This window comes from Acinetobacter sp. BWR-L5, assembly GCF_039655985.1.
In the GTDB taxonomy this organism is placed as follows: Bacteria; Pseudomonadota; Gammaproteobacteria; order Pseudomonadales; family Moraxellaceae; genus Acinetobacter; species Acinetobacter johnsonii.
This window is the reverse complement of the sequence record NZ_JAGFEV010000003.1, coordinates 235,768-248,823: the sequence shown is the minus strand read 5'-3', so window position 1 is coordinate 248,823 and position 13,056 is coordinate 235,768. Positions and strand designations below refer to the sequence as shown.

Annotated in this window: 16 protein-coding genes; 10 read left to right on the top strand and 6 right to left on the bottom strand. The window is 42.3% G+C overall.

What is annotated here, in order from left to right; all coding sequences use genetic code 11:
- Positions 1–47 precede the first annotated feature (47 nt).
- The 6 genes from hisB to hisA all read left to right on the top strand — a co-directional run bounded on the left by hisB (position 48) and on the right by hisA (position 4,064).
- Positions 48–641, top strand: coding sequence for an imidazoleglycerol-phosphate dehydratase HisB (gene hisB / locus JZ787_RS06910; RefSeq protein ID WP_058951612.1), 594 nt, complete (start codon positions 48–50; stop codon positions 639–641).
- A complete protein-coding gene (gene hisH / locus JZ787_RS06905; protein WP_004691555.1) occupies positions 641–1,258 on the top strand; it encodes an imidazole glycerol phosphate synthase subunit HisH in 618 nt (205 codons plus the stop codon). Before hisB ends, hisH begins: the two co-directional genes overlap by 1 nt.
- A gap of 92 nt (positions 1,259–1,350) precedes the next feature.
- A complete protein-coding gene (locus JZ787_RS06900) occupies positions 1,351–1,857 on the top strand; it encodes a hypothetical protein (protein WP_346312000.1) in 507 nt (168 codons plus the stop codon).
- 170 nt (positions 1,858–2,027) lie between these two features.
- A complete protein-coding gene (locus JZ787_RS06895; protein ID WP_078389530.1) occupies positions 2,028–2,492 on the top strand; it encodes a DUF805 domain-containing protein in 465 nt (154 codons plus the stop codon).
- 92 nt (positions 2,493–2,584) lie between these two features.
- Positions 2,585–3,253 (top strand): 3'-5' exonuclease, encoded by a 669-nt coding sequence (locus JZ787_RS06890; RefSeq protein ID WP_346311999.1) that lies wholly within the window; start codon positions 2,585–2,587, stop codon positions 3,251–3,253.
- Between the two features lie 79 nt (positions 3,254–3,332).
- On the top strand, positions 3,333–4,064 hold the full coding sequence (gene hisA / locus JZ787_RS06885; protein ID WP_159128584.1) for a 1-(5-phosphoribosyl)-5-[(5-phosphoribosylamino)methylideneamino]imidazole-4-carboxamide isomerase: 732 nt from the start codon (positions 3,333–3,335) through the stop codon (positions 4,062–4,064).
- A 72-nt stretch (positions 4,065–4,136) separates the two neighbouring features.
- Here hisA and JZ787_RS06880 read toward each other — a convergent pair whose 3' ends face one another.
- Complete coding sequence (locus tag JZ787_RS06880) at positions 4,137–4,685, bottom strand: XRE family transcriptional regulator (RefSeq protein ID WP_184117962.1); 549 nt, start codon at positions 4,683–4,685, stop codon at positions 4,137–4,139.
- Positions 4,686–4,776: 91 nt separating this feature from the next.
- Here JZ787_RS06880 and JZ787_RS06875 point away from each other — a divergent pair, with 91 nt between their 5' ends.
- Positions 4,777–5,676, top strand: coding sequence for a DMT family transporter (locus tag JZ787_RS06875; protein ID WP_218288597.1), 900 nt, complete (start codon positions 4,777–4,779; stop codon positions 5,674–5,676).
- A gap of 72 nt (positions 5,677–5,748) precedes the next feature.
- Here JZ787_RS06875 and JZ787_RS06870 read toward each other — a convergent pair whose 3' ends face one another.
- Both JZ787_RS06870 and JZ787_RS06865 read right to left on the bottom strand, forming a co-directional pair.
- On the bottom strand, positions 5,749–7,161 hold the full coding sequence (locus tag JZ787_RS06870; RefSeq protein ID WP_346311998.1) for an FAD-dependent oxidoreductase: 1,413 nt from the start codon (positions 7,159–7,161) through the stop codon (positions 5,749–5,751).
- A gap of 40 nt (positions 7,162–7,201) precedes the next feature.
- On the bottom strand, positions 7,202–8,533 hold the full coding sequence (locus JZ787_RS06865; protein WP_171065371.1) for an APC family permease: 1,332 nt from the start codon (positions 8,531–8,533) through the stop codon (positions 7,202–7,204).
- 99 nt (positions 8,534–8,632) lie between these two features.
- Between JZ787_RS06865 and JZ787_RS06860 the strand changes: the two genes are divergently transcribed.
- A complete protein-coding gene (locus tag JZ787_RS06860) occupies positions 8,633–8,992 on the top strand; it encodes a helix-turn-helix domain-containing protein (protein ID WP_234964948.1) in 360 nt (119 codons plus the stop codon).
- Between the two features lie 337 nt (positions 8,993–9,329).
- Here JZ787_RS06860 and JZ787_RS06855 read toward each other — a convergent pair whose 3' ends face one another.
- From JZ787_RS06855 to JZ787_RS06845, 3 genes are read right to left on the bottom strand one after another with little or no spacing between them, the layout of a single operon-like run.
- The gene (locus JZ787_RS06855; protein ID WP_004691561.1) at positions 9,330–9,722 is read right to left on the bottom strand and encodes a hypothetical protein; all 393 of its coding nucleotides are present in this window, start codon (positions 9,720–9,722) and stop codon (positions 9,330–9,332) included.
- A gap of 28 nt (positions 9,723–9,750) precedes the next feature.
- The gene (locus JZ787_RS06850) at positions 9,751–10,380 is read right to left on the bottom strand and encodes a DUF1294 domain-containing protein (RefSeq protein WP_346311997.1); all 630 of its coding nucleotides are present in this window, start codon (positions 10,378–10,380) and stop codon (positions 9,751–9,753) included.
- 13 nt (positions 10,381–10,393) lie between these two features.
- Positions 10,394–11,344 (bottom strand): homoserine kinase, encoded by a 951-nt coding sequence (locus JZ787_RS06845; protein ID WP_346311996.1) that lies wholly within the window; start codon positions 11,342–11,344, stop codon positions 10,394–10,396.
- A 110-nt stretch (positions 11,345–11,454) separates the two neighbouring features.
- Here JZ787_RS06845 and hisF point away from each other — a divergent pair, with 110 nt between their 5' ends.
- Both hisF and JZ787_RS06835 read left to right on the top strand, forming a co-directional pair.
- Entirely contained in the window at positions 11,455–12,216 is a 762-nt protein-coding gene (gene hisF, locus JZ787_RS06840; protein ID WP_207778907.1) for an imidazole glycerol phosphate synthase subunit HisF, read from the top strand.
- A gap of 74 nt (positions 12,217–12,290) precedes the next feature.
- Positions 12,291–12,752, top strand: a complete 462-nt coding sequence (locus tag JZ787_RS06835) for a hypothetical protein (protein WP_346311995.1) — start codon at positions 12,291–12,293, stop codon at positions 12,750–12,752.
- Positions 12,753–13,056: the final 304 nt, after the last annotated feature.

Below are 13,056 nucleotides of genomic sequence, written 5' to 3'. Positions count from 1 at the left end.
GCGAAACATTTTACATCAATTATTTGACGTCTTTGAGGAACGTGTCTATGACAGAACGTATCAGTGAAGTGGTAAGAAATACCAACGAAACCAAAATTCGAGTTCGTGTAAACCTCGATGGTACGGGTCAAGGCACGCTCAACACAGGTATTCCCTTTTTAGATCATATGGTTGATCAAATCAAGCGACATGGCTTATTTGATATTGATATTGAATGTGATGGCGACTTGGAAATTGATGATCACCACACGGTTGAAGACTGTGGTATCACGCTTGGACAGGCTTTTGCTAAAGCTTTAGGTGACAAAAAAGGTTTACGTCGTTATGGTCATTTTTATGCACCGTTAGATGAATCTTTAAGCCGTGCTGTGGTGGACTTATCGGGCCGTCCGGGTTTGTTTATGGATATTCCATTTACCCGTGCCATGATTGGTCGTTTTGATGTGGATCTTTTCTCTGAGTTTTTCCAAGGCTTTGTGAACCATGCGCTCATGACAGTACACATTGATAACCTGAAAGGGAAAAATAGCCACCACCAAATTGAAAGTGTGTTCAAAGCATTTGCGCGTGCACTTCGTATGGCCTGTGAAATTGACCCACGTGCAACCAACACCATTGCTTCAACCAAAGGTAGTTTGTAATGACCCGTATTGCCCTTCTTGACTATGGTATGGGTAACCTACACTCAGCAGCAAAAGCGCTTGAGCATGTTGGTGCAACAGTCGATGTAACCAATGACCCCAAATTAGTGGCTCAAGCTGATAAAATTGTATTCCCTGGCGTAGGTGCTATGCGTGACTGTATGCAAGGCATGCATGAAGCAGGGATTGATGAAGTCGTTCGTCATGCGGCATTTAATAAGCCCGTATTAGCGATTTGTGTGGGTATGCAAGCGCTCATGCAACGCTCTGAAGAAAATGGCGGAGTGGATGCTCTCGGTATTTTTGAAGGCAGTGTGAAACGCTTTCCTGATGTAGACGGCTTGAAAGTACCCCATATGGGTTGGAACCAAGTTCATCAAGCCGATCCGAGTCATCCAATGTGGAAAGACATTGAGCAAGATGCACGTTTTTACTTCGTGCACAGCTTTTATGTTGAACCGAAGAACTCTGGCATTGTGGCGGCGACCTGTGACTACGGTTTAGAGTTCTGCACAGCCATTCATCAAGAAAATTTGTTTGCGACCCAGTTCCACCCTGAAAAAAGTCATACCGCAGGTTTACAACTGCTGAAAAACTTTGTGGAATGGAAAATTTAATTTATTCCAGCCTCTGTTTGATTGAAAAAGCTCAACTTCGGTTGAGCTTTTCTCTTATTATCAACCAATAACAGTTTAGAAATGTATGACAAATGCTCCAATTCCAATGCTTTCCTCGCTCTTACCCAACAGCACCAAAACTTTTAGAGATTACTGAAGTCTTTAAACAGCACATTACTGGTATAAGTTCACAAACACATCAACTTTCCAGCAATGAAGTTCTTCTTACTATTGCAAATGGACTTGAAAAAATTGGATTCAAAGTTGAAAAAAGTAAATCTGCCGAAGATAAAATCCCCGTTCCAGTCCTATTCGGTTATAACAACCAAGCTTCTAAAAGTTTCTTAGCCGATGCCATTCACTTCGAGCAAAAAATCGTTATTGAAGTTGAAGCTGGACGTGCAGTCGTCAATAACCAGTTTTTAAAAGATATATTCCAAGCCAGTATGATGGTTAATATCGACTATCTAGTTTTAGCTGTACGAAATACTTACCGCCAATCAGATGATTTTCAAAAGGTCTATCAATTTTTAGATACGCTTTACACCTCACAGCGTATTATTCTTCCATTAAAAGGAATTCTAGTGATCGGGTACTAATTCAATGTTCTAATCTAATATTAATAGAAAGTTTTTGTTTTACAGTACACTACTACACACCAAATAATTACAATACCTTTTCATTGTCACCAAATTTGATTATGATTTGCCTGCTTTTTAGACATTTTTATTTATAAAAAACTTAATTTACAACGATAAGGTAAGTCACTATGACTCAATATGCACAAGAATCTGCGCTGAATGCCGCAGGTCGTTTCGGACGTTTTTCATACCTAGCATGGAACTGTCTACTTGCCATTGTAGCGTCAATTATTCTTGGTATTTTCATCGCCATCTTTCCTAATACATTTGTGAACTTGGAAACAGGTAACTTCGGTGGCGGCATGATTTTTATCGTCCTGATCTATGTTGCGCTCATGTACTTCACTTTTGTATTTACTATTCGTCGCCTACATGACCGCAACCATACGGGATGGTTATCACTGTTGATGCTGGTGCCTCTTGCCAACGTGATCTTAATGCTTTACCTGATTTTCGCACCAGGCGATGATCGTAGCAACAGCTATGGCTCACCACGCCCAACCGCAGGCTGGGAAGCCGTTTTGGCATGGATTTACATCGTGATTTTCGTTTTAGCAATTATCGGCGGTATTGCGGCTGGTTTTATGTCCTAAAATCACCTGTGCAAAACAGCCTGCCTAGGTCGGCTGTTTTGCTAAATCAACCTAAAAGCTTTAGGCTTAAGCAACAATGGCATAGTCAAAGCATGATGGATTCTTCTTTTCAACACATCCTTCCCAGTAAAGTCGAAATTCAACAATTTCCTCGTTTTCAAAATTTGCCAAAACAAGCAATTCATGTCATTCAAAACTTAGAACAGTGTGAAGCAATCCGCGCTGAACTAGAACAGGTTTCCATCTTCGGTTTTGACAGCGAGTCCAAACCGACCTTTCAAGTGGGAGAAGTCTCCACGGGTCCGCATTTAATTCAACTGGCCAGCATCGAGCATGCTTATTTGTTTCAAATGAGTCCACCCATTTGGAGCTTCCTTGCACCATTTTTGGCGAATCCAGACCAGCTCAAAGTGGGTTTTGGTCTAAAAAATGATGCCCATCTGTTCCGTAAAAAGGGTTTTGAACTCAAGGGTGTGGTTGAGCTGTCAAAATGCTTTGCAAGCTTTGGTTTGACCAACCCTGTCGGCATTAAAAATGCCATCGCCCTGCTGTTTCAACTCAACTTCCCCAAAAGCAAAAAAGTCAGCACTTCAAATTGGGCAAGGAAAATGCTCACGCCTGAACAAGTTGACTATGCCGCTGCCGATGCCTATGCGGCGCTGTTGGTTTTTGAAGAATTGCGGCGTTTAGAGCGACTCCCAAAAGATATTTCCAAAGAATTAGAAAAAACAACAAAACCTTGTCGTCATGAAAAGCTGTAACAGATGCTTAGAAAATTGCCAATACTTTGCTAAGATGACGGACATTGATTTTATTTAAGATTTGGCTAGGAGCGAAAGCATGCTGATCATCCCTGCAATTGACCTGAAAGATGGCAAATGTGTTCGTTTAAAACAAGGTCGTATGGAAGACGATACGGTTTTTTCTGATGATCCTGTTGCAACTGCACAGCACTGGGTAAATGAAGGCGCGCGTCGCTTACATTTGGTCGATTTAAATGGTGCTTTCGCTGGTACGCCAATTCATAAACCTGTGGTTGAAGCCATTGCTCGCGCGCAACCTGAACTGCCAATTCAAATTGGCGGTGGTATTCGCTCACTAGAAACTATCGAACACTACTTAGAAGCAGGTGTGTCTTTTGTCATTATTGGCACCAAGGCAGTTCAAGCCCCTGAGTTTGTTGAAGAAGCTTGTAAGAAATTTGCAGGTCATATCATTGTCGGCATCGATGCCATGAATGGCATGGTGGCCACCGATGGTTGGGCCAATGTGACCGATGTGAAAGCAACCGATTTGGCCAAACGTTTTGCCGATGCGGGCGTATCGAGCATTGTCTATACCGACATTGCGCGTGACGGGATGATGCAAGGGGTCAATGTTGAGCAAACTGTTCAACTGGCACAATACTCTGGCCTACCTGTGATTGCATCAGGTGGTGTGACCAACCTTGATGACGTACGTAACCTCAAAGGTCAACCTGGTATTTTGGGTGCAATTACCGGTCGTGCGATTTACGAAGGCAGTTTAAACCTACGTGAAGCACAATTGCTGTTAGATGAACAATCACTCTAATTGTTGAATTTAAAAAAGAGGTCTTTTGACCTCTTTTTTATGCGCTAAATATCAGTTTTTAAGATCTGCTTCTTAATAAATTGCATTACGAATAAACTTTAACGGTACAGTTCCACGGTTGATATATTGGTATTCGATGGCACTCGAAAACACAATCGACTCACCTACACCTAAGACTTTCATGTCACCCGCCAAATCCAAAGTTAACTCCCCCTCCATCACATAGAGCATCTCACGCCAACCGACTGGGTCGGGTTCTGCACTATAGTGCTCATTTGGGGCAAGTACCCATGTCCACAGTTCAACTTTTTGTGTTGCTGCCGCCGAGGCCATTAATTTTGCTTCACTGTGTGCTTGTGTACCCTGCCAAGCCAAAATATTGACCACCGCTTGCCCTTGCTGTTCAGGCGCAGCAATAATCTGTACAAAATCGACCTCAAGCACATCGGCAATCAAGCTGAGTTTCGCCAAACTAATATTGTCCTGCCCTGATTCAACTCCAGCCACCATACGACGGCTTAAACCAGCCAAATCCGCCAGTTGTTGCTGGCTCAAGCCTTTTAAACTTCGATAATGACGCACATTTTGACTGACGTGTTGTAGTACCGCAGGAGACTTCATAGAGATAAATCAAAAAAACATTGAGCAATATATTGCACATAAAAACAAAGCATGACAAGCTATGTGCAATATATTGCACACCAATTCTTTTATGTTGAATACTCAGCTCGGCTCTAAAGCACCTGTCATTGCACTGATTTTAATTACCTTTATTTGGGGCGGTACCTTCTTGGCCGTGAAATACGCCTTAAATTACAGCGCCCCCATGTTCTTTGTGGGCTGTCGTTTCGCCTGCGCCGCGACAATTATTGGCTTATTTTCCTATCAACATTTAAAACACATTACCCGACAGGACTTGTGGGCAGGTGCACTCATTGGCTGTATGGTCACTATTGGCTATGGCACACAAACGGTCGGACTACAAACAGTCAGTAGCAGTGAGTCTGCCTTTTTAACTGCACTGTATGTACCCCTAGTACCCGTACTATTATGGTTAATCTTTCGTAAAGTGCCCCATTTTATGATTTGGATTGGTGCGCTCTGTGCGTTCATGGGCTTAGTCTTACTTACAGGCAATAGCCTGAATTCAATTTCACTGAACTTTGGCCAGACCTTAACCCTACTCGGTGCAATTGCTATAGCGATGGAAATTATCCTAATTGGTTATTTTGCCCCAACAGTCGACATTGGTCGAGTGACGGTCATTCAACTGGCAGTTGCCTCTGTGCTCGCCTTTGCAGCCATGCCATTGGCAGGTGAACACCGCATTCCAGACTTTTCATGGCCTTTACTGAGTATTGCACTCGGCTTGGGGCTTGCCAGTGCCGTGATTCAATATGTAATGAATTGGGCACAGCGCTCAGTCAATCCATCTCAAGCAGCGATTATTTACGCAGGAGAGCCTGTATGGGCAGCACTGTTTGGGCGTCTTGCAGGAGAACGCTTAGCACCACTGGCTTTGTTGGGCGGGCTTTTGGTGGTGTTTGGCATTATGATCAGTGAATGGAAACCGAAACTGCTGAAGTCGAAAAAGAACCTCGAACAACTTTAGCCGATCTCCGAAACGAAAAAACTGCTGAATCGAGTGATCAATGGTCACCAATTCAGCAGTATGGTCAGGTGGTTAGAATGACACCATCTTGCCCGGATTAATCATTGCTCCAATTCCATACATGCTTTTGGCTATTGGAATGACCAACGGCGCCAGTGCACGACCAAAAGGAATGTTCTGATGTTGAATACGGGTCAACATATTAAAGTCATCACTTTCACCGCAGAAATCATCGGCAATGGCTTTACCAATACGCACCGTTTGCGCAACACCATGTCCACTCCAACCCTGAACAGCATAGATTGGGTATTGGCTGCCAAATTTGCGACTATCCGCGGCACCATTAACGGTTAAATCTGTCGTGCCACTCCACACAAAATCAAGCTGGACTTGCTCTAACTGAGGAAATACGTGTTGAATACGCCCTAGCAAATAGTCATGCGTTTGTTCAGGACTCCAACACGAACCCGTGCCTTCACCGCCAAATAACAATCGATTTTTAGAAACCCCGCGGTAGTAGTCAATTTGAAACTGGGTATCGTATACAGGCAGATCCGTCGGCAGCAGTTCTTTCAAATCCAATGCTAAAGGCGCAGTGGTACACACATAAGTATAAAAAGGAATGGTGGTTTGATTGCGTTCTTCTAAGAGTTTAAATGAGGCATGATGTACGCCCATCACCACACTTTTACGTGCTTTAATCACGCCTTGGGCTGTGGTCACATAAATACCATCTGTACGCTCCTGAATTGACTGTACTTCCGTCTGTTCATAAATCGTGCCGCCGTTTTGACAAAAGCCATAAGCCAAACCACGCGTCAGGGCTAAAGGATGAATATGTCCCCCAAGTTGATCCAACTGACCGCCAAAATAGTTGTCGGATTGCACATGCTCACGTAATTCGTCTTGGGTCAACATTGAGGTATTTTTTTCATCTAAATACTGACGTGCTTTCATCCCTTCATGCAGTGCATCTAAATGTCCTGGGTGTACTGCGGCCGTTAGATGTCCACGTTTACGTTGCACATCTAAGCCATATTTTTCAGTAATGTCATCTATCAAAGTCATGGCTTCCGTTGAGGTAAAGTGCCATAACTTTTTAGCCTCTTCAAAGCTGAAGTGCTCAATCATGGTTTCGGCTTCCCAACGTGCCAACCCCGGGGTGAGTTGCCCACCATTACGCCCTGAGGCAGCACTGCCCACTCGGTTTTTTTCAACCAAGACCGTATCGACACCCTGCTCCGACAAATGCAGTGCAGCCGATGCTCCCAGTAAGCCACCGCCTATAACGACCACGTCACATTCGATATCTGCATTTAAAGGCTCAAACTCATGCCATACATGCATTGAACTTTCGTAGTAATTGGCTGGATGACTAAACGCACCACACTGCGGGTTCAACCAATTCCACTCTTTACCACTTTGTGCCGCAGAACAGGCTTTGTATTCAACGTCATCTAAAAATGTCGGTTTATTCATATTCATTTCATTCACACTCAATATCTATCTCATTTTCATGCAGGTTTTAATATGCATTTCCAATCACAATGTTTTGTCTTTTCAATTTCTTATAAATAAATAGACCAATGCCTATCGCCAACCAAGAGCAACCAAAAATCAATGCATTTCGTTCTAAATTGACCCAGAGGCAAAGCATCACCAATACAGATAACAAGGGAAGAATCAAATTGAGGCATTTGTTTTTAATGCCTTGGGTTTGTTTTTCCAACAGATAGAACTTCACAAAAACCGAGAAATTCACCGCAGTAAAGGCAATCAAAGCACCGAAGCTAATCATGCTGACCACAGTCGCAAGATCTAGAAAAATGGCCGATAGCGAAATCAGGCCAATACTTAAGACGGCATAAAGTGGCGTACCTAATTTTGCATGGAGCTGCCCAAAGGTTGCTTTGGGGAAAATGCCATCCTTCGCCATAATATGAATTAAGCGTGAAGCGCTGGCATGAGTGGCTAAACCTGAAGCGAAGGTATTCATGATTTGGGCACATAAAAATACGGCTTGGAAAAGTGCTCCCCCCACATAGAGGACAATTTCAGGTAAGGCTTCGTCAGGGTTGTTAAAACGCACATTGCTTGGAAAATACAGCTGGATAAACCATGAGGCACTAATAAAAATCCCGCCCCCGAGCAACGTGGTAAGCAGCACGGCACGTGGAATATTCTTTTGGGGATCTTTGGTTTCATGGGACATGGTCGTGACCGCATCAAAACCCAAAAATGAAAAACATAAAATCGATGCACCCGCAATCAAAGGCAAAACAGAACTGTCTCCATTAAACAGCGGGGCTAAAGTCAGTACATGATCATAGCCTTGTTCAGAACCCACGCCTTGAATGACTAGATAGATAAATAAAACCATCAGCAGTAAGGGTAAAAGTACAAACAACAGACTTAAATTCGCCAAAATGTTGATTCGGAAACAGTTAATCAGCGTAACCAAACCCGTGAATAGAACTACCCATAGCCAATACGGCACACTCGGAATCACAGCTTCTAAGTAAATACTTGCCAGTAAGGCATTCACCAAAGGCAACAAAATATAATCTAGCAGTGAACACCAGCCGACAAAAAAGCCGGCTTTGGCTCCACACGACTGTGCCGTGTAGTTATAGGCAGAACCTGAGTCACCACTGATTCGGCTAAAACGTGCATAACTAAATGCGGTCAGTAACATTGCAACCAACGCCAAAATATAAGCCAATGGCACACGCCCATCGGTGATCCCAGACACAATCCCAAAGGTATCAAACACGACCATCGGGGTCATATAGGCCACACCAATAATGACCACTTGCCATAGTGACATTTTCTTTAAAGAAAAATCTGCATTTTTCACCGAAATCACCATTTTTCATTTTTTAATCTAGTGATTTTGGTTTTTGCAACAACTATGCCATATAATAACAGCTTCGCTATTTTAAAAATATTGAATTAAATGCCAAAGTACGATTTAGAAACTCGAAAAGCAGCGATTCAACGCTATAAACTCACGGATTATAAGGTTGCCGTTTGCAAGGAATTTAACATCTCTCGTGTGACCTTAGACGCATGGATTAAGCTCGAAGAGGAAACAGGTAGCTTGTCTCCAAAAGCAGCGAAAAATCGTGGAGCACCTAGCCATATTAAAGACTGGAATGAATTTCAAGTATTTGTTAAAAATACAAAATTTCAGAATATTAGCGATTTAGTTCCACTTTTTGAACAACACTTTGGCTATTCTGTTTCTTATGCAGTTTTGGTTCGCGCCATCCATGTTTTGGGGCTAAAACGTCGTCGCGGAAGATTCTACGCTTAGTCAAAAAAGGCTATTTTTTAATAATATTCTCTACGCATTTATTCATATAAATAAATGTACATTAATGTAATGTTAATTTATTAAAAATGTAAATTATAATTATTAAAAAAGTAATTACTTATCAATAAAAATGTAAGTTATAAATATTAAAAAAGTAAAGTTATTAATATAAAAAAGTAAAGTTTGAAACTCAATTTAGTAAGGTACTTTTTAAAAGCCTGCGCAAAAATAGAGACACTGCTGCATCAGCTTGGTTCATCTCGGTGCATAAATCTCATCCCAAAAGATACAGACCTAAAAAAAGGGCACACCGCCCTTTTTTAAATCCCATCACTTGTTATTGATACATCGGTTGATTGTCATTTAAACGAATAATGCCTTTAATGGCACGATATACAATCCACACCCATGACAACCCAATCACAGACACGCAGAATGTTGAAGCACCGAGTGCGACACCTGCGAAAGCGGTGGCATTTTCACCCGTAAAGAATAAGAAAATAAATGGCACAAAGGCAATCACGTTCCAAATCAAATACCACCAAAAGGTGCGAATCTGCCAAGTAAAATGGCTCTCAAAAATGGAACCACGCACAGAGCCACGCTTCACATAATTAATCACTAAAGCAATAATGGCTAAAATGCCTGCGGAAAAAATCGCAACGATATACAAAATATAAAGAATAAAAGTCAGACTACGATTCGGATCTTGATCGACTGAATAATTCATATTGTCCCTCATGAAGTGGGCTTGAACTTTAAATAGGCAAACTATTGAAAGGAGAAATAAGCCATAAAATTAAAAGAATATTGAATAGAATTGTACAAAAGTAAATCTTTCTAAAGGGTTGTTTTTGTGTTTTATGTCGTAGCTTTTGCTGCGCTAACCATGCTGCAGGCCATCCCCCTAAAAATGAAAGGAGATGTAATGTATTTTCAGGTACACGGCGCTGCCCATTTTGTGCAGCCTCTTTATCTTGTGCATAGAACCAATAACTGGCGGCATTCATCACACTAATCAACAGCAGCACCAATCCACTCAAACGCCCCAGGAGTACCAATAGCGCCAAAAACACGATGTATGCTACCGACGCAATTTGCATTGGACTCCAACGTTGACCCGGTTCGGTCTTTTTCGGGAAGACTTTTTGGGTAGGGCTCTTTTGGGTTTGTGATGCTTTTAAATAACTGACTTGCTGTGCACGATAACGCCCTTGCGCATCCACAAGCACGTTGTATTCCAATGCACAGCCTAAAATAGGACGAGGACCTTGCCGTGCAAAGTCCTTGATATGTAAAAACACGCGATCTTTGCTGTCATCGTTGGGCTGAATAAAGCCATAGCCTTTTTCATCAAACCATTCAACGAGTCGTCCTTGGTCACGCATTTTTCTTTCCTATTTAAGCAGTTACAAATTTTAGGCGGTCAATCACCATATTACGCATTTCGGCAGGATTTTTCTGCAAAATGTCATCCCCCGTACGGCCTTGTTCTGCATTTTTTTGTGCCACTTGTAGACGCATCATCCAAAAACGCGCAGCGGCCATTGCCAGATACAGCTCTAGACAAGATTTTTCATCGGCAGTCAAAGGACGAATGCTTTCATAGGCGTTTAAGAATGCGATGGCCTTGTCTTCATTTAAATGCACACTTGGATATTCGGTACAGAAGTCATTTAGCGTAATCGCAATATCAAACAAGAACTCATCTTTATTCAGTTCATAAAAGTCTAAAATGCCTTTGAGCTGATTGCCCTCAAACAAAGTGTTGTCACGGAATAAATCCGAGTGGATAAAGCCCTTTGGACGATTCGGATAAACCGCCGATAATGCATCATATACCCCCAACAACTTACTCAGCAGCGCTTGATCCGCCTCACTTAATGTCGGTTTCATTTGTAACGCTACAGCAAGCCAGTAGTCATGGTCACGGTATTCTGCACGCTCCAATGGAAAATCTTGCAGTGCGACATGCATTTGCGCTTGCGCAACCGCAATCGCCTCGGCTTGCTCAAGGGTCGCAGGCATGGGATGTTTGCCCATCATCCGTGGGGCAATTTGCGCAGGTTTATCTTTTAAACTATGAATGGCTTTGCCTGAGTGACTTAAAGGTACAGGAACCGCTAAACCAGCCTGACCTAAATGCTCAAGTACAGGAACCAACTCGCCTGCGCCCTGTTCATCCATTTCTTCAAATACAGTCAATACATACTGCACAGCATTTTCACACACAATAAAATAGTTCGTATTTTGAATACCGCCTTGAATTGGGATCAGATCGATTACCTCAAGTCCATAAGGTGCTGCAAACGCCTGAACTTCCTGTAAAGTCAAAGTGGTATAAACCGACATATAAAACCTGCAAAAAAACTTACATAAGTTTGATAGAATACCCGCTCCGACTATTAAGGTGTAGCATCTAAGTCGCGAAGTTTCATAATCGGCTGTTATTTTTGGAAAAAATTATGCTAGCTAAACGTATTATTCCTTGCCTCGACGTAGACAACGGTCGTGTAGTGAAAGGTGTTCAATTCCTTGATATTCGTGATGCAGGTGACCCAGTAGAAGTAGCACGTCGATATAACGAACAAGGTGCTGATGAAATTACCTTCTTAGACATTACCGCAACTTCGAATGGTCGCGACACGACTTATCGTACTGTTGAACGTATGGCTGAAACGGTTTTTGTTCCCTTAACGGTCGGTGGTGGCGTTCGCAAAGTTGAAGACATTCGTCTCTTACTCAATGCTGGCGCGGACAAAGTCAGCATTAACTCAGCAGCGGTGTTTAACCCAGAATTTGTACAAGAAGCATCGCAACGCTTTGGTGCACAGTGTATTGTGGTTGCCATTGATGCAAAAAAAACGGGCGAGAACAAATGGGAAATTTTTACCCATGGCGGCCGTAAACCAACCGGTATTGATGCGATTGAATGGTCCGTGAAAATGGCCGACTTTGGTGCAGGTGAACTGCTGATTACTTCGATGGATGCCGATGGCACCAAAGCAGGTTATGACCTTGAGCTGATGCGTCAAATCAATGACCGCGTGACCATTCCAACCATTGCTTCGGGCGGTGTCGGTAACTTACAACACTTGGCCGATGGTATTTTAAAAGGTGGCGCAGACGCTGTACTGGCTGCATCGATTTTCCACTTTGGACAACACACCATTCCTGAAGCGAAAAAATACCTTGCAGAGCAAGGCATCGAAATGCGTCTATAAACAGACCATCACCGTAAAACCTATGAAAAGAGTGCTTTCGAGTACTCTTTTTATCATTTTAAAGATGAGAAAAAATGTATCACTTAGAACTAATCTTATTTATTTGTGGTCTATTGATCTGTTTTGTTTTCATTCTTTTGATGAAGAAATATGTTGACCGCCCTTTCGGTATGCTGGCTGTATTGCTACTCCTCGGTTTATGCCTGTGTAGCTATATCAGCTTCTGCAAATATCAGTTTAAACAGTATTATGAAAAAGCGCTGATTGCACCTGATCAAATTCGGGCTTGTGGTATTTTTACACAATGGTCAGAGGTCACCCATTACCGACGGCACAATATCAGCACTGAAAAAGTGTTTTACTTTCAGAGTGATCAAGAAGCTTTTTTATTTAGCAATAGTCCGCGTGCCAGACAAAGCTTCCCTGATCTCAAAACCTTAAACATCAACGAGCATGTTTGCTTTCAGTTTTCCCCGGACTATACCGATGAAATGGATCGCTATATTTTAACCGACTTTAAAAAGCAGACGAATTAAAAGGCTCAGTTACGCTGTACTCAGGCACAGCCAGTGCCTCTATTATGCAGTAGATGTTAAAGCTTAGAATGCTCGCTGGATCTTGACCGCAATTATGCTCTCAATTTTTGAGATAAAAAAAGGGAGTCTTGCGACTCCCTATAAACCTAGAATAACTACAACATTGACTTGTTAAACTGGAAAATGAAAAATGACGTACTAGTGCTCATGAGATGATTTCACCTCATCAACAGCTTTACTATAGAATGTTCAAATGACGAAATATTGACAATATATACCAATATTATTGACAAATCACGACAAA